The sequence below is a fragment of the Cellulosimicrobium sp. NPDC057127 genome, from assembly GCF_042670945.1.
Taxonomy (GTDB): domain Bacteria; phylum Actinomycetota; class Actinomycetes; order Actinomycetales; family Cellulomonadaceae; genus Cellulosimicrobium.
The window spans coordinates 1-17,846 of sequence record NZ_JBHUUP010000013.1 but is presented as its reverse complement, the minus strand read 5'-3'; the positions used below and the strand labels follow the sequence as shown (position 1 = coordinate 17,846).

Genomic DNA, 17,846 nt, shown 5'->3' with positions numbered 1-17,846 from the left:
GCAAGAGCCCGCCGTATCCTGGCTCCATGACGACGGACACCCACGCGCCCGACGCCGGCCCCACCGACGCGATGGTGGCCGACGTCTTCCAGCGCGGTTGCACGTCCCGCCACGTCCTCGAGTCGGTCACCGGCCGCTGGGGCGTCCTCACGGTCGCGGGCCTGCGCGACGGCGCCGTGCGCTTCAACGCCCTGCGCCGCCGCATCGACGGCGTGAGCGAGAAGATGCTCGCCCAGACGCTGCAGAGCCTCGAGCGGGACGGGATCGTGGTGCGCGAGGTGCGCGCGACCATCCCGCCGCACGTCGAGTACTCGCTCACCCCCCTGGGCCGACGCGTGGCCGACCGCCTGACCGCGCTCATCGACGTGCTCGAGGACGCCGTCGACGAGGTGACCGCGTCCCAGCGCGCCTACGACGCGCTCCGGGGCGCCTGACCGTCCTCACGGTCCCGCCTGCGCGGGGCGGCCGTCAGCCCGTCGAGCCCTGGGTGGTCAGGTACCAGACGACGACGGCCGCGACCACCGCCAGCCCTGCGAGCACCGCCAGGGTGATCCTCCAGGGGCTGTACGGGCGCTGCCCGACGACCTCGGCCGTGTTCGCGTTCACCATGACCTGCCACTGCTTGCCGGCGTACACGTAGGTGGCGATCCACAGCGGCAGGAGCACGAGCTTGAACATCACCGCCGCGTACGCGGTGCTGATGCCGTGCACCCGCTGCTCGTCGCCCCCGATCGCGAGCTCGACGTCACCGCGGATGACCGGTGCCATCTCGTCCTTGGCACGTTCCAGGCCGTGCGGCGGGTCGACGTCGTAGCGCGCCGTCGCGTACCCCGCGAGGTACTCGGGGCGGTACGGGGCCGCCCGCTCGAGCCGCCACGGCCCCAGCCTGTCGAGGTCGCGCTCCGGCACGAGCGTCGACGCGGGGACGAGCACGTCGTCGAACGCGCGGCGCGTCGTGCCCGCGACGGGCGTCCAGCGCACGCGCCGCTCCGTGCGCCGGTTCTCGCCGTCCCCCACCGTGACGTAGTACGCGTCGCCCCGCTGACCGGACCACTGCGACGTCGTGTCCGCGTCGAACGTCCAGTGCGGCACGTACGTCCCGTGGAGCGACTCCGTGTCGCCGACCCTCTTCAGCGCACCGGGCGCGAACCAGCGCGAGCGCACCCACGTGCGGAACGCGTCGCGCGCGGCGTCACCGGCGACGGCGAACGGCACGACCGCCTCGGGCTCGACGACGCCGTCGACGGGGGCCGCGACGACGAGGTGGCCGCCGCAGAACTGGCAGGCGACGGACAGGTCCGTGCCGTGCGTCGTCGCGCCGCACCCGTCGCAGGCGAGCGCCTGCCCGGACGCGTGCGCGACGGGGGCCGCACCCGTCGCGAGCCAGGCGTCGTACGCGTGCTCGTCGACGGCCTCGCCCGCCCCGTGGACGATCTCGACGCGCGCCCGGCACGCGACGCACTCCAGCGCCCGCGTCCCCGGCGCGAAGGCGAGCTGGGAGCCGCACGACCGGCACCGCGTGCGCACGAGCTCGGCCGCGAGCGACGGTGACGCCGGCGGCTCGGCCTCGCGCCCGGCCGACGGCGCGGCGGAGGGCAGCGGCGGCGGTCCCGGCAGCGCCGGCGGTGCGGGCTGCGACGGGGCGTCGGGTCCCGTCACGCGCCGGTCCCGGGTGCGCCGCCGGCCTGCGGGAGCGGCGGCGGGGTCGCCGCGAAGAGCGTCGACAGGGCGGGAACCTGCCCCGCGGCGGTCCAGCCGGCCATGCCCTCCTGCCACACGAGCGTGTCGCGCCCGACCCGGCCGGTCTGCACCAGGGCCGCGAGGTCGGCGACCGATCCGGGACCTGCCTGCGCGCCGTCGAGCGCCCAGAACCAGGGTGCGCCCGCACCGGGCAGCGGCGGCGGCCCGGCGGGGGCCTGCTGCGCTCCCTGGCCCGCCCCGGTCAACGACTGCGCCATCTGCTGCCCCATGGCCATGCCGACCCCGAGACCGAGCCCTTCGCCGGCCCCGCCGGGGTTGCCCGCCGCGGTCTCGATCGCGTTCGCCGACTGGAACCTCGTGTACTGGTCGAGGTCGCCGACGACCGCCATCTGCGTCCGCCGGTCGAGCGCGGCCTCGACCTCGGGCGGGAACGAGACGTTCTCCAGCACGAACCCGGGCACGGCCACGCCGTACTGCGCGAGGTCCTCGCTGAGCTGGCCCGCGATGCGGGCCGCGATCTCGCGCTGGTTGGCCGCGAGGTCGATCGCGGCCAAGCCCGCCTCGCCGAGCGCGGGCCCGAGGCCGCCGACGACGAGGCGGCGGAAGTAGTCGCCGATCTCGTCCGTGCGGAACTGCGGGTCCGTGCCGACGAGCTGGCGCAGGAGCGCCGCCGGGTCGACCACCTGGAGCGCGTACGTGCCGAACGCGCGCAGCCGGACGATGCCGAGCTCGGGGTCGCGCAACATCACGGGGTTCTGCGTGCCCCAGGTGAGGTCGGTGAACTGGCGCGTGGCGACGAAGTAGACCTCCGCCTTGAACGGCGAGTCGAACCCGTACTTCCAGCCCTGGAGGGTCGACAGGACGGGCAGGTTCTTCGTCTCGAGGGTGTACGTGCCCGGCTCGAACACGTCGGCGAGCACGCCCTCGCTGACGAGGACGGCGGCCTGGCCCTCGCGCACGACGAGCTTCGCCTGGTTCTTGATCTCGTTCCCCTGCCGCGGGAAGCGCCAGACGATGGTGTCCCGGCTGTCGTCGAGGAACTCGATGATGTCGATGAGCTGGCCGCGCAGCTTGTCGAGGAAGGCCATGCCGTCTCTTTCGTCCTGGTGCGTCGTCCGCCGAGCGGGTGGGCCGGTCGCCGGCCCGCGGAGAGCATAGCGGAGCGGCATGACGAGGCGTGAGTTGCGTCAAGTTCGGGCAAAATCGCCAGCGTGCGGGTGGTGCGCGAGCGACGCGGCCGCCTGGTGACGGTGCGCGCCGACGCGCGGTCGTGCGACGCGGCGCGGGACCTGTCTACGATCGACCGGTGACTGCCGTGACGCTCGGGATGCCCAGGGTCCGCGGGCGCGCGCCCGCCGCCTCCCCGGCCGACGGGCTCGCCCAGGGACGTCCCGACACCGACGCCCTCGTGGACCGCTACGGCCGCGTGGCGCGCGACCTGCGGATCTCGATCACGGAGAAGTGCACGCTGCGGTGCACGTACTGCATGCCGGCGGAGGGCCTGCCCGCGATCCCGCGCGAGCACCTCCTCACCCCCGTGGAGATCGCGCGACTCGTGCGCGTGGCGGTCGGCCGGCTCGGCATCACGGACGTCCGCTTCACGGGCGGCGAGCCGCTCGTGCGCCGCGACCTCGCCGAGATCCTGCGGCTCTCGCGCGCCGCCGCGCCGGACGTGTCGCTGTCCATGACGACCAACGCGATCGGCCTCGACAAGCGCGTGGACGAGCTCGTCGCCGCGGGCCTGGACCGCGTCAACATCTCGCTCGACTCCGTGGACCGCGAAGACTTCGCGCGGCTCACGCGGCGCGACCGGCTCCCCGACGTCCTCGCCGGTGTCCGGGCCGCGCTCGCCGCGGGCCTCGCGCCCGTGAAGCTCAACGCGGTCCTCATGCCGGAGACCGTCGCCGGCGCCGTGGACCTGCTCGCGTGGGCGGTGGACCACGGCTGCCACCTGCGCTTCATCGAGCAGATGCCGCTCGACGCGGACGGGAACTGGTCGCGCGCCGACCTCGTGTCCGCCGCCGACCTGCTCGCCGTCCTGGGCGAGCGCTTCGCCCTGACGGCCGTAGGCCGCGACGACCCGTCCGCACCCGCCGAGGAGTGGCTCGTCGACGGCGGCCCGCAGACGGTCGGGATCATCGCCTCCGTGACGCGGTCGTTCTGCGGCGACTGCGACCGCACGCGCCTCACCGCCGAGGGCACCGTCCGCTCGTGCCTGTTCGGCGACGACGAGACCGACCTGCGTGCGATCCTGCGCGCCTCCGACCTCGACGAGGACGCGCGCGACGACGCGATCGCCCGGACGTGGCAGGGCGCCATGTGGGTTAAGCCGTTCGCGCACGGGATGGACGACGCCGCACCCGGCCGCGACCCGGAGTCGTTCGCCGCGACGGCGCGCTCCATGGGGGCCATCGGCGGTTGACGGCGCCGATCCGCCTCAGAGGCCGACCCACTCCGAGACGCCGTCGGTGAAGTGCTGGCGCTTCCAGATGGGCACCTCGGCCTTGATGCGCTCGACGAGCAGCGAGCAGGCCTCGAACGCCTCGCGCCGGTGCCCTGCCGAGGCCGACGCGACGAGCGCGACGTCGCCGATCGCGAGCGTGCCGTACCGGTGGACGGCCGCGACCCGCAGGCCCGTCTCGGCGGCGACCGCGTCCACGCAGCGCCGCAGGACCTCCGTCGCGTCCGGGTGAGCCTCGTAGTCCAAGCCGGTCACGCCGCGGTCGTCGTCGACGTCGCGCACCACGCCGCGGAACGTCACGACGGCGCCGCACTCCGGCGCCGCGACGGCGTCCTCCACCGCCTGCGACACCTCCGCGTCCAGCGCGTCCTCGGTCACACGGCTCACGACGCCCGCTGCGCTCACAGCTCCCACACCTCCATCTGGGTCCCGGCGTCCCACCCTGTCACGTCCGCGGGCACGTCGACGAGCACGTCCGCGCGCGCCATCGACGCGACGAGGTGCGACCCGGGCCCGCCGACGAGACGCACCCCGCCGTCGGGCGACCTGACGCCCCGCAGCAGCTGCCGCCTCCCGGCCGGCGACACCCCGGCGTCGACGACGCGCGCCCGCCCCACCGGACGCTCCCGCGGGCGTCCCGCCGCCTGCTCGAGCACGTCGCGCAGGAACACGACGAACGACACCTGAGCGCTCACGGGGTTCCCGGGGAAGGTGAGCACCGGCGTGCCGTCGACCGTGCCGAAACCCTGCGGCCCGCCGGGCTGCATGGCGACCGCGCGGAACACGACCCCCGCCGCCGGGTCGCCGCCCGCGCCGCCGCCGAGGACGTCCTTGACCACCTCGTACGCCCCCTGGCTCACCCCGCCCGAGGTGAGGACGAGGTCGGCGTCCGCCGTCGCCGCGGCGAGCGCACGCGTGAACGCGCCCGCGTCGTCGCCGCTGCGCGCGAGGGTGGTGACGACGCCGCCCGCGCGCCGCACCGCGGCCGCGAGCGCCGGGCCGTTCGCGTCGAACACCTGCCCGGGGCCGGGTTCCTCGCCCGGTGCGACGAGCTCGGCGCCGGTCGACAGCACCGCGACGCGCGGCCGGACGAGCACCCGCACGCGCGCGACCCCGCACGCCGCCGCGGCGGCGAGGTGGTGCGGCGCGAGCACGGTCCCGGCCCCGAGGACGACGTCGCCCGCACCGACGTCGCTGCCGGACTCCCGGACGAAGTCGCCGACGGCGCGCGGTGCCAGCACGTCGACGTGGTGCGCCGCGGCGTCGTCGCCGCGTGCGCCTCCCGCGTCCGACGCCGCGACGAACGTCCCGGTCGCGGTGTCCTCGACCGGCACGACGGCGTCCGCGCCACCCGGCACGGGCGCGCCCGTCATGATGCGCGCCGCCGCCCCGGGCGCGAGGTCGCCCACGGCACCCGGGCCGGCGGGGACCTCCCCGAGCACGGGAAGGCGGACGGGGGCGCCGGGGGCGGCGTCCGCGACGTCGCACGCCCGCACCGCGTACCCGTCCATCTGGGAGTTGCGGAACCGGGGCACCGCGTGCGGGGCCAGGAGGTCGGTGGCGAGCACGCGGTCGAGCGCGTCGGCGAGCGCCACCTCCTCGCTCCGGGCCCGACGCCGAGCACCGTCCACGAGGGGCGCGAGCAGCGCGGCGACGTCCGCCTGGTGCTGCTCCACGCTGACGCGCTCCGCCACGTCCTCACCTCCGTCGTCGTGGACCCGGCCCAGCCTGCCACGTCCTGCCCGCGCACCGGGACGACCGTTGCGGAAGCACCGGCGGCCCGCGAGAGTTGTCACGCTGCGCAGCGGTCGTCGCTCCCGGCGCCGCCCCGACCCGCCCGGAGGTCCCGTGTCCCAGCCCGCCCCGCCGCCGTCGCCGCCCCAGCTGCGCGTCCCGGCCCGCCCGGGCCCGCCGCTGCGCTTCCAGCTGCGCCCGCTCGCACCGGCGCTGCGGTCGTTCCTCGCGACCGAGGCGGGCGGCGCGGTGCTGCTGCTCGCCGCGACGGTCGTGGCGCTCGTGTGGGCCAACTCCCCGTGGTCGTCGGCGTACGACGACCTCTGGCACGCCACCGCCGGGTGGACGCTCGGTCCGTGGTCGTTCGAGATGGACCTGCACCACTGGGTGAACGACGCCGCGATGGCGGTGTTCTTCCTCGTCATCGGCCTGGAGATCAACCGGGAGGTGACCAGCGGCGAGCTGCGCAACCGGCGCACCGTCGCCGTGCCGGCGCTCGGCGCGCTCGGCGGTCTCGCGGTGCCGGCGCTGATCTACGTCACGTTCAATGCCGGGTCCCCCGCGCAGCACGGCTGGGGCATCGTCATGTCGACGGACACGGCGTTCCTCGTGGGCGTGCTCGCGCTGTTCGGCCCGCGCTGCCCCGACCAGCTGCGTCTGTTCCTGCTCACGCTCGCGGTGGTCGACGACATCGGCGCGATCACCGTGATGGCGCTGTTCTACACCGACGACCTGTGGCTGCCCGGGCTGCTCGTCGCGGTGCTGCTCGTGGCCGCGATCGTCGTGATGCGCTGGCTCGGCGTGTGGCGCCTGGCGCCCTACGTGCTCGTCGGCCTCGGCCTGTGGTCCGCCGTGTACGCGTCGGGTGTGCACGCGACGCTCGCCGGGGTGGTGCTCGGCCTGCTCGTGCCGTCGCGCGCGTCGCGCCCGGTCGACGTCGCCCTCGTCCCCAAGTACGCCAAGCGCCTCGCGCAGGAGACGACGGCGGAGCGCGAGCACCTCACCGAGCTCGCCGCGCGCGCCGCCGTGCCGACGAGCGAACAGCTCCAGCGCGTGCTGCACCCGTGGAGCGCGTACGTCGTGGTGCCCGTCTTCGGGCTGGCCAACGCCGGCGTCGCCCTGGACGCCGAGTCCCTGCGCGCCGCGGCGACCTCGCCGTTGACGATCGGCGTGGCCGTCGCGCTCGTCGCGGGCAACGCGGTCGGCATCTTCGGCGCCTCGGCGCTCGCGCTGCGGCTGGGCCTCGGCGACCTGCCGGGGCGGGTGCGCTACTCGCACCTGCTCGGCGGCGCGATGCTCGCGGGCATCGGGTTCACCATCTCGCTGTTCATCGCCGAGCTGGCGTTCGACGACGAGGTGCTGATCGGGCAGGCGAAGATCGGCATCCTCGCCGGGTCGCTCGTCGCCGCCGTGCTCGGCTCGCTCGCCCTGCGCCTCTTCGGCGAGCGCTGGCCGCTGTGCTCCCCGGGCTCCGCCGGCCCGCCGCCGTCGCTGCCGCCGCTGCCGTGGCGCGCACCCGTCACCTGAGCGCGCTGTCGGGTCGGCCGAGCGCGCTATCGGGTCGGCACCGCGGCGACCGCCGCCTCCAGCCCATCCCGGGTGACCTTGCCGCGGTAGCGCACCCCGTCGACGAACAGCGTGGGCGTGCCCTGCACGCCGGCGGCGAGGGCGTCGGCGTAGTCGCGCTGCACGGCACCCGCGAAGGCCTGCGCCGCGTCGCCGACGACGGAGGAGCCGTCGAGCCCCAGCTCCTCGGCACGCTCGGCGAGCCCGGCGTCGTCGAGCCGGTCCTGGTGCGCGAAGAGCAGCGCGTGCATCTCCCAGAACCGCCCCTGCGCGCCGGCGGCCTCGGCCGCGAGCGCCGCCGTGAGGGCGTGCGGGTGGATCTCGAACAGCGGGAAGTGGCGGAACACGAGGCGCACCCGGCCGCCGGACGACGCGACGACGTCGCGCAGCACCGGTGCGGCCGCCGCGCAGTACGGGCACTCGAGGTCGCCGAACTCGACGATCGTCACCGGTGCGTCCGGAGCGCCGAGGACGTGAGCGTCCGCGGGGACGAGCTGCTCGGTGGGGACACGCGCTGCGGTGGGCTCGGTCACCGGGCCAGCATGGCACGCGGCCAGCGGCATCGCGCGAGCCCGTCGTGGCGCTCGTCACGAAATGTTCCCGGCGCACGCAGCGCTGGCACGAGGGTGAAGATCTTCGACCCCACCGCCCTCGGCGGCCTCCGCCTCGCCAACCGTGTCGTGATGGCCCCGCTCACCCGGCTCCGTGCCGGCCTGTCGGGCGTCCCCGGTGACCTGCTCGTCGAGCACTACCGCCAGCGGGCCGGCATGGGCCTCGTCCTCACCGAGGGCACCTACCCGGTGCTCGAGGGCCGCACCTGGACCGGCCAGCCCGGCATCGAGACCGACGAGCAGGCCGCCGGGTGGGCACGCGTCGCCGACGCCGTGCACGCCGCCGGCGGGCGCGTCGCCATGCAGATCATGCACGGCGGCCGCATCGCGCACCCCGACATCACCGGCACGCGGGTGGTCTCCGCCAGCGCCGTGGCCGCCCCGGGAGAGATCCGCACGCCGTCCGGCAAGGCCGGCCACCCCGTCCCGCACGCGCTCGAGGCCGGTGAGATCGCCGAGGTCGTCCGCGGCTTCGCGGCCGCCGCCCGCCGCGCCGTCGACGCCGGGATGGACGCCGTCGAGGTGCACGGCGCCAACGGCTACCTGGTCCACCAGTTCCTCTCCCCCGCCAGCAACCGGCGCACCGACGACTACGGCGCGACGCCGGAGGGCCGCGCGCGGTTCGCGATCGAGGTCGTGACCGCCGTCGCCGCCGAGATCGGCGCCGACCGGACCGGCATCCGGCTGTCCCCCGAGCACGACATCCAGGGCGTGGTCGAGACCGACCCCCACGTCACCGCGGCGACGTACGCGGCGCTCGCCGACGGCCTGGCACCGCTCGGGCTCGCCTTCGTCGACGTGCTGCACCGCGACCTGGGCGGCGAGCTCGTCCAGGACGTCCGACGCCGCGTCGGCGCGCCGCTGATCGGCAACACCGGCTTCGCGGAGAGCACCACGCGCGACGAGGCCGTCCGCCTGGTCGAGGAGGGCGTCGTCGACCTGGCCGCCGTCGGCCGTGCCGCGATCGCGAACCCCGACCTGGTCGCGCGCTGGGCACGCGACCTCGGCGAGAACGAGCCGGACCCGGCCACGTTCTACGCCGACGGTGCCGAGGGCTACACGGACTACCCGGAGGCGGGCGCGGCCTGACGTGTCGCGTCGTCGCCTCACGTCCCGTCGGCGCGCTCCAGGTCGACGCCGCTCACCCGGCCGGGCGTGCGCCCCTCCCGCAGCCACGCGACGAGGTCGTCGACCGCGTCGTCCGAGCCGGACGCGACCACCTCGACCGTGCCGTCGGGCAGGTTCGTGGCCGCGCCGTCGAGTCCGAGCTCGGCGAGCCGCGAGCGCGTCGCGGCGCGGAAGCCGACGCCCTGGACGTGCCCGTGCACGACGGCTCGCACGCGGGTCACAGGTGCACGTGCGCGGGGCGGCCGGTGGAGGACTCGATGTCCGTCTCGGCGTCGTCGAGGAGGCGGTCCGCGAGGCGTCGCAGCGCCCGGCCGACGGCGATCTCGTCGCCGATCAGCGGGACGTCGGTGTCGTGCGGGTCGCGCCGGGCACGCCCGACCGTGCGCACGTGCTCCTCGGGACCCGCGACGAGGACGGCCTCCGCGGTCGTGCGCCCCTCGGACTCGACGACGCTCACCTGGATGCGCCAGACCTTCGTCGTGTCCGTCCCGTCACCGTTCTCCGCGCCGGGCACGTGCTCGACGTAGCTGTCCGACCCCGGGTAGACGAGCGTGCGCTCGCCCGTGTCGCTCCACTCGACGAGGTACGGGGGCGAGCCGTCGTCGTGCCGCAGCTCGACGACCACCCCGTCGCGCACCGCGCCGCCCACGACCCCCGACGCCGTGACGATCCTGTCTCCGACCGATGCCTTCATGGCTCCTCCTCCGGCGAGTCCGTCGGCCGCACGTGGCGCGCCCCGTCACGCCGCCGCACCTGTCCATCATGCGGCGGGCCTCGGCGCGACGCACGCGTGCGCGCAGTGGTCAGCCGGCGAGCTGGGCGCGCAGCGCCTCGGGCCCGGTCGCGGGCAGGCGGCACACGAAGTCGGCGCACAGGTACGCCCCCGGACCCCGCCCGGCCAGCGCCTCCACCCCGGACCCGCCGAGCTCGGCGGCGTCCGCCGGCGTCGCGCCGAGCAGCAGCGACCCCGGGTGGTACCAGTCCCGCGCCACGGCGAGGAGGTCCGTGCGCGCCTCGGTGTCCTCGACGACGACGAGCTGGTGCGCGGGCTCGGCCAGCCCGACGGCGAGGCGCAGCACCCCGCCCGACGCGAGCGGGCGCTCGTGCGCCCCGTGCGACGACGCCACGTGGGCCTCCGCCGCCTCGCGGAAGCGTGCCTCCCCCGTGGCGAGGTGCGCGAGCAGCGCGGCGCGCGCGGCCGCCGTCGGGCCGGACGGGGTGGCCCCCTCCGAGGGGTCCACGGTGGCGCCGGCGTCCAGCCCGAGGCCGGCGAGCACGGGGTCGGTGCCCTGCGGCGCACGCAGACGCCCGTCGTCGGTCACGGCTTCGCCGACGAGGTGCAGCCCCTCGCGGAGAAGGTCGGCGCGGCCGGCCAGCCCACCGAGCACGAGGAGGGCCGAGGCGAGCCCGCCGTGGTCCTCGAGGGTCGCGACGGCGTCCGAGACACGGTCCCCGACCGAGGCGCGCGCCAGGGTGCCGTCGGCTCGCACGTGCGTCGCGAGCAGGCGGTCCGCCGCGGCGCACGCGGCGTCCGTGAGCTCGGGCAGGTCCAGGTGGTGCCCGGCGCGCGCGAGGGCCTCGACCGCGAGACCGTTCCAGCCGGTGAGCACCTTGGTGTCCAGCGGCGGCGGTTCGTGAGCGGTCCGCTCCTCGGGCGGGAGCAGGTACCAGCCGCCCTCGACGCGGCGCCCGTCGAGCGTGGACTCCGAGTCCTGCGCGCTCGCGAACGCGCCACCGGGCAGGCGCAACGTCCGCAGCAGGAACCGCCCGGCGCCGGCCGCGACCTCCGCGGCACGCGCGGCGCCGTCCGCGTCGCCGTCCCGACGCCGCAGCACGGCCAGCGTCGTGGCCGCCGACAGGAGCTGGGCGTTGTCGTAGAGCATGCGCTCGTAGTGCGGCTCGGACCAGTCGGCCCGCGTCGCGTAGCGGAAGAACCCGCCGTCGGCGTCGCGCAGCGGGCTCGCCGCCATCGCGTCGACCGTGCGCCCCGCGAGCGCGAGCGCGCGCTCCGCGACCTGCGGGTCCACGACGGCGGACGCCGCGACGTCGAGCAGCAGCTCCAGCCCGGGCGCGACGGGGAACTTCGGGGCGCTGCCGAACCCCCCGTGCTCCCGGTCCTCCAGCGCTTCGAGGCCACTGACGACGCCCGGCGCCCACCGTGCGACGGCGAGCTCCGGTGACGGTCGCCCGCCGGGGACGCCGTCGTCCTGCGCTCCGCCGCCCGGGACGCCGCGCGTCGCTCCGCCCGCCGCGGCGTCGCGCAGCGCGGCGCGGATGGTCTCCCCCGTCTCCAGCACCTGGTCGCGCCGTCGCGCCCAGGCCTGCGCCACGGCGTCGAGCACGTCCCGGAACGCCGGGTGGCCCTGCACGGGGACGGGAGGCCAGTACGTCCCGGCGTAGAACGGCGCGCCGTCCGGCGTCGTGAACACGGTCAACGGCCAGCCGAGGTTCTGCGTGAACGCGCTCGCGGCCGCCATGAGGCTGGCGTCGACGTCCGGGTGCTCCTCGCGGTCCACCTTGACGGCGACGAACCGCTCCGCGAGCGCGGCGCCGACCTCCTGGTCGGAGAAGCTCTCGCGCGCCATGACGTGGCACCAGTGGCACGTCGCGTACCCCACCGACACCATGACGGGCACGTCGCGTCGCCGGGCCTCGGCGAACGCGTCCTCGCCCCACGGGTACCAGTCGACGGGGTTGTCGGCGTGCTGGCGCAGGTACGGGCTCACGGCGTCGGCGAGACGGTTGACCATCCGTCCACCCTGGCAGAGCCCGCCGCCCCCGCCACCGCGGGCCCCGGCTCAGGCGTGCAGACGGCGCAGGAACTCCCGCGTGCGCGGCTGCTGCGGGTCACCGAGCACCTGCTCCGGCGTACCCCGCTCGTGCACGCGACCGTCGTGGAGGAAGCACACCTCGTCCGCGACGCGCCGCGCGAAGCCCATCTCGTGCGTCGCGACGAGCATGGTGCGGCCCTCGGCGCGCAGCTCGGCGAGGAGGTCCAGCACCTCGCCGACGAGCTCGGGGTCGAGCGCGGAGGTGACCTCGTCGAGCAGGAGCAGCTCGGGCTCGTTGACGAGCGCCCGCGCGATCGCGGCGCGCTGCTGCTCGCCGCCGGAGAGCTGGTCCGGGTAGGCCGTCGCCTTGTGCCCCAGCCCGACGCGGCGCAGCATCGCGACGGCCGCGTCCTCGGCCTCCTCGCGCGCCCGCCGGTGCACGAGGCGCGGCGCGAGGGTCACGTTGTCGAGCACCCGCATGTGCGGGAAGAGGTTGTAGGCTTGGAAGACCATGCCCATGCGGGCGCGCACCGCGTCGGCGTCGAGGCGCGGGTCCGCGACGTCCTGCCCGTCGAGCAGGATCTGCCCGTCGTCGACGTCGTCCAGGAGGTTGACCACGCGCAGGAGCGTGGACTTGCCCGACCCGGAGGCGCCGACGAGGACGACGCAGCGGTGCCGGTCGACGTCGAGGTCGATGTCGTCGAGCACCACGCGGGGCTCGCCGGCGCGCGGGCCCGGGTACGTCTTGCGCACGGCGCGCAGCGAGAGCAGGTGGGTCACCGGATGTCCCCCGCCCCGCTCACGGTCGCGAGCGACCGGCCCCAGCCGCGTCGCGCCTGGTACGCGTCGACGGCCCGCGTCAGCGGGAACGACACGAGGAAGAACAGCAGGCCCGCCACGACGTACGGCGTGAAGTTGTAGCTGCCGGTCGTCGCGATCTGCGCGGCACGGATCGCGTCCACCGCGCCGAGCACCGAGATGAGGCCCGAGTCCTTCTGCAGCGACACGAGGTTGTTGGCGAGGGGCGCGGTCACGTTGCGGACTGCCTGCGGCAGCACGACGCGCCGCGTCGTCTGGGCGCGCGTGAGACCGAGGGACCGCGCGGCCGCGACCTGCGACGGGTGGACCGACTCGATCCCGGCGCGGAACACCTCCGCGAGGTACGCCGTGTACGTCAGGACGATGGCGAGCGCGCCGAGGAACGCGCCCGACGTGGGCAGCCACTCGAGCCGCAGCGCGGGCAGGCCGAACCCGACGAGGAGCAGCACGAGCAGGAGCGGCACGCCGCGGAACAGGTCGACGTAGACGACGGCGAAGGCCCGCAGCGGGAAGAGCGCCGGCACGCGGCTCGTCCGCGCGATCGCGAGGCCGAGCCCCAGCAGCGTCCCGACGACACCCGCGACCACCCACACGCGCAGGTTGAGCCACAGGCCCTCGAGGATCGCGGGCAGCGACTCCCACGCGTTCGCCGGGTCGAAGAACGCCGTGCGCGCGCGCTCCCAGCCGGGCGCGTTCACGACGACGAGCACGACCGTCGCGACCACCACGACGGTGCTGACGAGCGCCACGAGCGCCGACCGCCGCCGCTGCGCACGGCGGAACGCCGCCCGGTCGAGCGCTAGCGGCGAGGGTGTCCAGGCGCCGCCCGGACGCGCGGGCGGGCGCCCGTCGTCGGGTCCGGTCACGTCACTCGAGGACGGGGATGTCGTCCGACTTCAGCCACGTGGTGCGCAGCTCGGCGAGCGTGCCGTCCTCCTCGAGGGCGTCGACCGCCTGCGAGACGCAGTCCGTCAGCTCGGAGCCCTCGTCGAGCACGAGGCCGTACTGCTCCACGACGCCCTGGTCCGGCAGCGTCCCGATGACCACGGAGTCCGGGAAGTACTCGGTCGACGCCGCGACGCCCTGGTCGACGTCCATGACCATCGCGTCGATCGTGCCCGACTGGAGCGCCTGCATGCCGTCGCCCGCGGCGTTGTACGGCGAGATGTCCGCGTCCTCGCCGAACGCGGCCTCCGACAGCGTCAGGCTCGTCTGGGCGGCGGTCACGCCGATGCGCGCGCCCTCGAGGTCGGCGAGGCTCGTCGCGTCCGCGTAGGGGCCGTCCTCCATGACGATGACGCCCTGGCGCGTCGTGAGGTACGGGCTCGAGAAGTCGACGGCCTGCTCGCGCTCCTCCGTGATCGACGTCTGGTACGCGGCGATGTCGAACGGCTTCACGGCCGGGCTGATGATCTGCTCGAACGTGACCGTCTCCCACTGCACCGCGTCCTGCTCGTAGCCGAGCTCCTCGGCCACGGCGTAGACGAGCGCCGACTCGAAGCCCTCGCCCGACTCGGGCTCCCCCGCGTACCACGGGAGGTACGGCTCGCTCGCGCCGACGGTCAGCACGCCGTCGGTCAGCGTGGGCAGCTCGCCCGCCGCGCACGCGGCGGCGTCCGCCGTGCCGGACGTCGCGCTCGCGGGCGGCTCCTCGGCGTCGCCGCCGGACGAGCACGCGGCGAGGGCCAGCGAGGACCCGGCGAGCAGGGCGAAGGGCACGAGGGCACGACGGCGGGAGGTTCCCGCCCGGGGAGACGGCGACATGCTGCCGAGCGTAGTCCCGTGCGACGCCCGGTGGCCGGGCCCTCCGGCCCCTGGGACGGTGCGGCTCGTCACACCCGCCCCGCGAGGCGAGGGCCGCCCCGGGCGGCGTGCGTGCCGCCGACGGCGTGCGCACGATGGCGGTATGACCACGCCCGACGACCGCGCCCGGCCCGACCACCACGACCCGACCCGTGGGATCGGCGGCGCACCGCCCGCACGCAGCGCCCTGACCCTGCGGATCGTCCTCGCCGGGTTCGGGCTCGTCGCGTGCGCCGTCGCCGCCTGGCTCCTCGCCGGCGCCGGGGCGCCGACCCTGCTCGTCGTGGCGTTCGCCGTGCTCGCGGTCGTCGCGCTGGTCGACCTGGTCGTCGTCGTGCGGCGCAAGCTGCGGGGCGAGCCCGGCTGACGCGTCCCGAGGTCAGCCGCCGGCGACGCGCGCAGGGTCGAGGTCGAGCCGGCGCAGGAGCTGGGCGTTGAGCGCGACGACGACGGTCGAGACCGACATGAGGATCGCGCCGACCGCCGGCGACAGGACGAACCCGACACCCGCGAGCACCCCTGCCGCGAGGGGGACGGCCAGCAAGTTGTAGCCGGTCGCCCAGACGAGGTTCTGCCACATCTTGCGGTACGACGCGGTCGACAGCGCGATGACCGAGACGACGGCGCGCGGGTCGTCGGAGGCCAGCACCACGCCGGCCGACTCCACGGCCACGTCGGTGCCGGCGCCGATCGCGATGCCCACGTCGGCGCGCGTGAGCGCCGGGGCGTCGTTGACGCCGTCGCCCGCCATCGCGACCCGGTGACCACGACGCTGCAGGTCGGCGACCTTCGCGTCCTTGTCCTGCGGCAGCACCTGCGCGAACACCTCGTCGATGCCGAGCCGCGCGGCGACGGCGTCGGCGACGTGCTGCGCGTCCCCCGTCACCATCGCGACCCGGACGCCGCGCGCGTGCAGGGCGCGGACCGCGGCCTCGGACTCGGGCCGCACGGCGTCGGCCACCGCGAGAGCGCCGATCACGCGACCGTCGGCCAGCACGTACAGCACGCCGGCCGCCTCCTCGCGCCACCGAGCCGTCGGCTCCGCGAGGTCCTGCGGCACGTCCGCGCCGAGCTCGTCGAGCAGAGCCGGGCCGCCGACGTGCACCGTGCGGCCCTCGACCCGTGCCGAGACGCCTCTGCCGGGGAGCGTCGCGACGTCGCTCACCGCGGGACGTGGACCGGTGCTCGCCGCCACGACCGCGCGCGCGAGGGGGTGCTCGCTGTCGGCCTCCACGGCCGCCGCGAGGGCGAGCAGCTCGTCCTGGGACGTCCCTGCCGTGGCGGCGTGCCCGACGAGCGTCGGACGGCCCGCGGTGAGGGTGCCGGTCTTGTCGAACAGGACCGTGTCCACGGTGCGCATGCGCTCGAGCGCGAGCCGGTCCTTCACCAGCACGCCGGCGCGCGCCGCACGCTCCGTCGAGATCGCGATGACGAGCGGGATCGCCAGCCCCAGCGCGTGGGGGCACGCGATGACGAGGACCGTCACGGTGCGCTCGACCGCGTCGAACGTGTCGCCGAGGAGCATCCACACCGCGAACGTCAGCACCCCGGCCACCAGCGCGAACCAGAACAGCAGGCCGGCCGCCCGGTCGGCGAGCGCCTGCGCACGCGAGCTCGACCCCTGCGCGTCGGCCACCAGGCGCTGGATGCCCGCGAGCGCCGTGTCCGCACCCACGGCCGCGACGCGCACGCGCAGCGTGGAGTCGGTCGCGACCGTGCCGCCGACGACCTCGTCCCCCGTGCCGCGGCGCACGGGCCGCGACTCCCCCGTGATCATCGACTCGTCGAGGTGCGCCGCACCGGCGACCACGACGCCGTCGGCCGGGACACGCCCGCCGGCGCGCACGAGCACGACGTCGCCGGTGCGCAGCTCGTCGAGCGCCACCTCGGTCGTGCCGTCCTCGGTGACCTTCTCCGCGACGTCCGGCAGGAGGGCCGCGAGCGCGTCCAGGGCGCCGGACGCCGCGCCGAGGGCGCGCATCTCCAGCCAGTGCCCGAGCAGCATGATGACGACGAGCAGCGCCAGCTCCCACCAGAAGTCCAGCGCCGTGGTCGCGCCGAGCGTGGTCGCCCACGACGCGAGGAACGCGACGGTGATGGCGAGCGCGACGAGGAGCATCATCCCGGGCCGGCGCGCCCGCGCCTCCGTCACCGCCCCCGCGAGGAACGGCCAGCCCCCGTAGAGGAAGACGACGGTGCCCAGCACCGGCGGGACCCACGTCGAGCCGGGGAACGACGGCGGGGCGTACCCGAGGAGGCCCGCGAACATGGGGCTGAACACGACCACGGGGACCGCGAGCACCAGGCTCACCCAGAACCGGTCGCGGAACGCGGCGGCGTGGTGCGCGTGCCCGGCGTCGCCGTGGCCGGCGTGCGCCTCGGCCGACGACCGGCCGTGGTCGTGGCCGTGCTCGTGCTCCGGGGCGTGGGCCTGCGAGCCGGTGCCCTGCCCGTGCGTGCCGGTCGGTGCGTGCCCGGAGTGCTCGTGCTGCATCCTTATCACCTCTCGACTCCTTGATACCCCCATGGGGTATCAAGGGCAACCCCTCGGCGGCCGCGGTTGTTCCCGAGAGCGCCGGAGCCGTCGCGCACGGACGAGGATGGGCGACATGAGCCTCGCGCACTCCACGGACCTCTCGGCGGCCGACTGGATCGTCCGCAGCAACACCCCGTGGCACCGCCTCGTCACGTTCGGCCCGCTCGGCTTCCCGGAGCACGCACGCCTGCGGTTCATCCCCGACCCGGCGTACCCAGGGCAGCCGGAGCACGACGCCGCCCGGGATGCGGCCGGCCTCTCGGACGGCGAGCAGTTCCGCGTCGCCGTCAGCACGCTCGTCGAGCACACACGATCCCCGGACGACGGCTACATCCTGATCTGGGAGGGGTGGGGCGCGCGAGACCTCCCCCGCGGGGCGCTGGAGGGGCCGCGCGTCGCCGTCCCGGAACGCCCTTGCGTCCTGTTCCGCGGCTCCCTGCTCGATCTCGCCTCCGGCGCGGCGCAGCGCGCCTGGTGGAGCCGGACGCACCAGGCGATGCCGGTGCCGGCGTTCGTCTGGCCCGCCGACCGTGCGTGGTGCGTCGCGTGCGACGTCGACCCGCACTGGGCGGGCATCGGCGCCGAGCCAGAGGCGGTCGACCGCCTGCTGGCCGAGTCCCGGGTCGACGTGGTCCGCGCCGACCCGGACGAGCAGCAGCCGTTCTACCGCTGACGCGGCGGACATGACGAAGGCCCGGGCCCACTGTCGTGGGCCC

The 17,846-nt window shown here is 75.7% G+C and carries 18 protein-coding genes; 6 read left to right on the top strand and 12 right to left on the bottom strand.

What is annotated here, in order from left to right; genetic code table 11:
- Window positions 1-26 precede the first annotated feature (26 nt).
- A complete protein-coding gene (locus tag ACFTZA_RS13225; protein WP_378195457.1) occupies window positions 27-434 on the top strand; it encodes a winged helix-turn-helix transcriptional regulator in 408 nt (135 codons plus the stop codon).
- Between the two features lie 34 nt (window positions 435-468).
- Here ACFTZA_RS13225 and ACFTZA_RS13220 read toward each other — a convergent pair whose 3' ends face one another.
- Window positions 469-1,659 carry a hypothetical protein gene (locus ACFTZA_RS13220; protein ID WP_378195454.1) on the bottom strand — a complete coding sequence of 397 codons (1,191 nt, stop codon included), beginning with the start codon at window positions 1,657-1,659 and terminating at the stop codon, window positions 469-471.
- Entirely contained in the window at window positions 1,656-2,789 is a 1,134-nt protein-coding gene (locus ACFTZA_RS13215; RefSeq protein WP_378195451.1) for an SPFH domain-containing protein, read from the bottom strand. Before ACFTZA_RS13215 ends, ACFTZA_RS13220 begins: the two co-directional genes overlap by 4 nt.
- A gap of 218 nt (window positions 2,790-3,007) precedes the next feature.
- Between ACFTZA_RS13215 and moaA the strand changes: the two genes are divergently transcribed.
- Entirely contained in the window at window positions 3,008-4,123 is a 1,116-nt protein-coding gene (gene moaA / locus ACFTZA_RS13210) for a GTP 3',8-cyclase MoaA (RefSeq protein ID WP_378195448.1), read from the top strand.
- A 15-nt stretch (window positions 4,124-4,138) separates the two neighbouring features.
- Here the strand turns inward: moaA and ACFTZA_RS13205 are convergent, their stop codons facing one another.
- Together ACFTZA_RS13205 and glp are read right to left on the bottom strand one after the other, a co-directional pair.
- Entirely contained in the window at window positions 4,139-4,567 is a 429-nt protein-coding gene (locus ACFTZA_RS13205) for a molybdenum cofactor biosynthesis protein MoaE (RefSeq protein ID WP_378195445.1), read from the bottom strand.
- Window positions 4,564-5,856 carry a gephyrin-like molybdotransferase Glp gene (glp, locus tag ACFTZA_RS13200; protein WP_378195442.1) on the bottom strand — a complete coding sequence of 431 codons (1,293 nt, stop codon included), beginning with the start codon at window positions 5,854-5,856 and terminating at the stop codon, window positions 4,564-4,566. Before glp ends, ACFTZA_RS13205 begins: the two co-directional genes overlap by 4 nt.
- 154 nt (window positions 5,857-6,010) lie before the next feature.
- Here glp and nhaA point away from each other — a divergent pair, with 154 nt between their 5' ends.
- Window positions 6,011-7,423 carry a Na+/H+ antiporter NhaA gene (gene nhaA, locus ACFTZA_RS13195; RefSeq protein ID WP_378195439.1) on the top strand — a complete coding sequence of 471 codons (1,413 nt, stop codon included), beginning with the start codon at window positions 6,011-6,013 and terminating at the stop codon, window positions 7,421-7,423.
- Between the two features lie 26 nt (window positions 7,424-7,449).
- Here the strand turns inward: nhaA and ACFTZA_RS13190 are convergent, their stop codons facing one another.
- Window positions 7,450-7,995 (bottom strand): DsbA family protein, encoded by a 546-nt coding sequence (locus ACFTZA_RS13190; RefSeq protein ID WP_378195437.1) that lies wholly within the window; start codon window positions 7,993-7,995, stop codon window positions 7,450-7,452.
- Window positions 7,996-8,088: 93 nt separating this feature from the next.
- Here ACFTZA_RS13190 and ACFTZA_RS13185 point away from each other — a divergent pair, with 93 nt between their 5' ends.
- Window positions 8,089-9,162 carry an alkene reductase gene (locus ACFTZA_RS13185; protein ID WP_378195434.1) on the top strand — a complete coding sequence of 358 codons (1,074 nt, stop codon included), beginning with the start codon at window positions 8,089-8,091 and terminating at the stop codon, window positions 9,160-9,162.
- Between the two features lie 17 nt (window positions 9,163-9,179).
- Here ACFTZA_RS13185 and ACFTZA_RS13180 read toward each other — a convergent pair whose 3' ends face one another.
- The 6 genes from ACFTZA_RS13180 to ACFTZA_RS13155 form a co-directional block, all read right to left on the bottom strand.
- On the bottom strand, window positions 9,180-9,422 hold the full coding sequence (locus tag ACFTZA_RS13180; protein ID WP_378195431.1) for an acylphosphatase: 243 nt from the start codon (window positions 9,420-9,422) through the stop codon (window positions 9,180-9,182).
- A complete protein-coding gene (locus ACFTZA_RS13175) occupies window positions 9,419-9,895 on the bottom strand; it encodes a dsRBD fold-containing protein (RefSeq protein WP_378195428.1) in 477 nt (158 codons plus the stop codon). The genes ACFTZA_RS13180 and ACFTZA_RS13175 overlap by 4 nt, the downstream gene beginning before the upstream one ends.
- 109 nt (window positions 9,896-10,004) lie before the next feature.
- Window positions 10,005-11,951, bottom strand: a complete 1,947-nt coding sequence (locus ACFTZA_RS13170; RefSeq protein ID WP_378195425.1) for a thioredoxin domain-containing protein — start codon at window positions 11,949-11,951, stop codon at window positions 10,005-10,007.
- Between the two features lie 48 nt (window positions 11,952-11,999).
- Window positions 12,000-12,752, bottom strand: coding sequence for an amino acid ABC transporter ATP-binding protein (locus ACFTZA_RS13165; protein WP_378195422.1), 753 nt, complete (start codon window positions 12,750-12,752; stop codon window positions 12,000-12,002).
- Window positions 12,749-13,657 carry an amino acid ABC transporter permease gene (locus ACFTZA_RS13160; RefSeq protein WP_378195419.1) on the bottom strand — a complete coding sequence of 303 codons (909 nt, stop codon included), beginning with the start codon at window positions 13,655-13,657 and terminating at the stop codon, window positions 12,749-12,751. Before ACFTZA_RS13160 ends, ACFTZA_RS13165 begins: the two co-directional genes overlap by 4 nt.
- 1 nt (window position 13,658) lies before the next feature.
- The gene (locus ACFTZA_RS13155) at window positions 13,659-14,555 is read right to left on the bottom strand and encodes a transporter substrate-binding domain-containing protein (RefSeq protein WP_378195416.1); all 897 of its coding nucleotides are present in this window, start codon (window positions 14,553-14,555) and stop codon (window positions 13,659-13,661) included.
- A 142-nt stretch (window positions 14,556-14,697) separates the two neighbouring features.
- Between ACFTZA_RS13155 and ACFTZA_RS13150 the strand changes: the two genes are divergently transcribed.
- Window positions 14,698-14,961: a DUF6343 family protein gene (locus ACFTZA_RS13150; RefSeq protein WP_378195413.1), complete on the top strand. Its 264-nt coding sequence runs from the start codon at window positions 14,698-14,700 to the stop codon at window positions 14,959-14,961.
- Window positions 14,962-14,973: 12 nt separating this feature from the next.
- Here ACFTZA_RS13150 and ACFTZA_RS13145 read toward each other — a convergent pair whose 3' ends face one another.
- Window positions 14,974-17,088, bottom strand: a complete 2,115-nt coding sequence (locus ACFTZA_RS13145) for a copper-translocating P-type ATPase (RefSeq protein ID WP_378195410.1) — start codon at window positions 17,086-17,088, stop codon at window positions 14,974-14,976.
- A 115-nt stretch (window positions 17,089-17,203) separates the two neighbouring features.
- Here ACFTZA_RS13145 and ACFTZA_RS13140 point away from each other — a divergent pair, with 115 nt between their 5' ends.
- Window positions 17,204-17,803, top strand: coding sequence for a hypothetical protein (locus ACFTZA_RS13140; RefSeq protein ID WP_378195407.1), 600 nt, complete (start codon window positions 17,204-17,206; stop codon window positions 17,801-17,803).
- Window positions 17,804-17,846 lie beyond the last annotated feature (43 nt).

What these genes read in the sequence shown, in the direction of transcription:
- ACFTZA_RS13215 (WP_378195451.1), bottom strand. Translation starts at nt 2,789, where the DNA reads ATGGCCTTCCTCGACAAGCTGCGCGGCCAGCTCATCGACATCATCGAG.
- ACFTZA_RS13140 (WP_378195407.1), top strand. Translation starts at nt 17,204, where the DNA reads ATGAGCCTCGCGCACTCCACGGACCTCTCGGCGGCCGACTGGATCGTC.
- ACFTZA_RS13155 (WP_378195416.1), bottom strand. Translation starts at nt 14,555, where the DNA reads ATGTCGCCGTCTCCCCGGGCGGGAACCTCCCGCCGTCGTGCCCTCGTG.
- ACFTZA_RS13145 (WP_378195410.1), bottom strand. Translation starts at nt 17,088, where the DNA reads ATGCAGCACGAGCACTCCGGGCACGCACCGACCGGCACGCACGGGCAG.
- ACFTZA_RS13175 (WP_378195428.1), bottom strand. Translation starts at nt 9,895, where the DNA reads ATGAAGGCATCGGTCGGAGACAGGATCGTCACGGCGTCGGGGGTCGTG.
- ACFTZA_RS13170 (WP_378195425.1), bottom strand. Translation starts at nt 11,951, where the DNA reads ATGGTCAACCGTCTCGCCGACGCCGTGAGCCCGTACCTGCGCCAGCAC.
- ACFTZA_RS13150 (WP_378195413.1), top strand. Translation starts at nt 14,698, where the DNA reads ATGACCACGCCCGACGACCGCGCCCGGCCCGACCACCACGACCCGACC.
- ACFTZA_RS13225 (WP_378195457.1), top strand. Translation starts at nt 27, where the DNA reads ATGACGACGGACACCCACGCGCCCGACGCCGGCCCCACCGACGCGATG.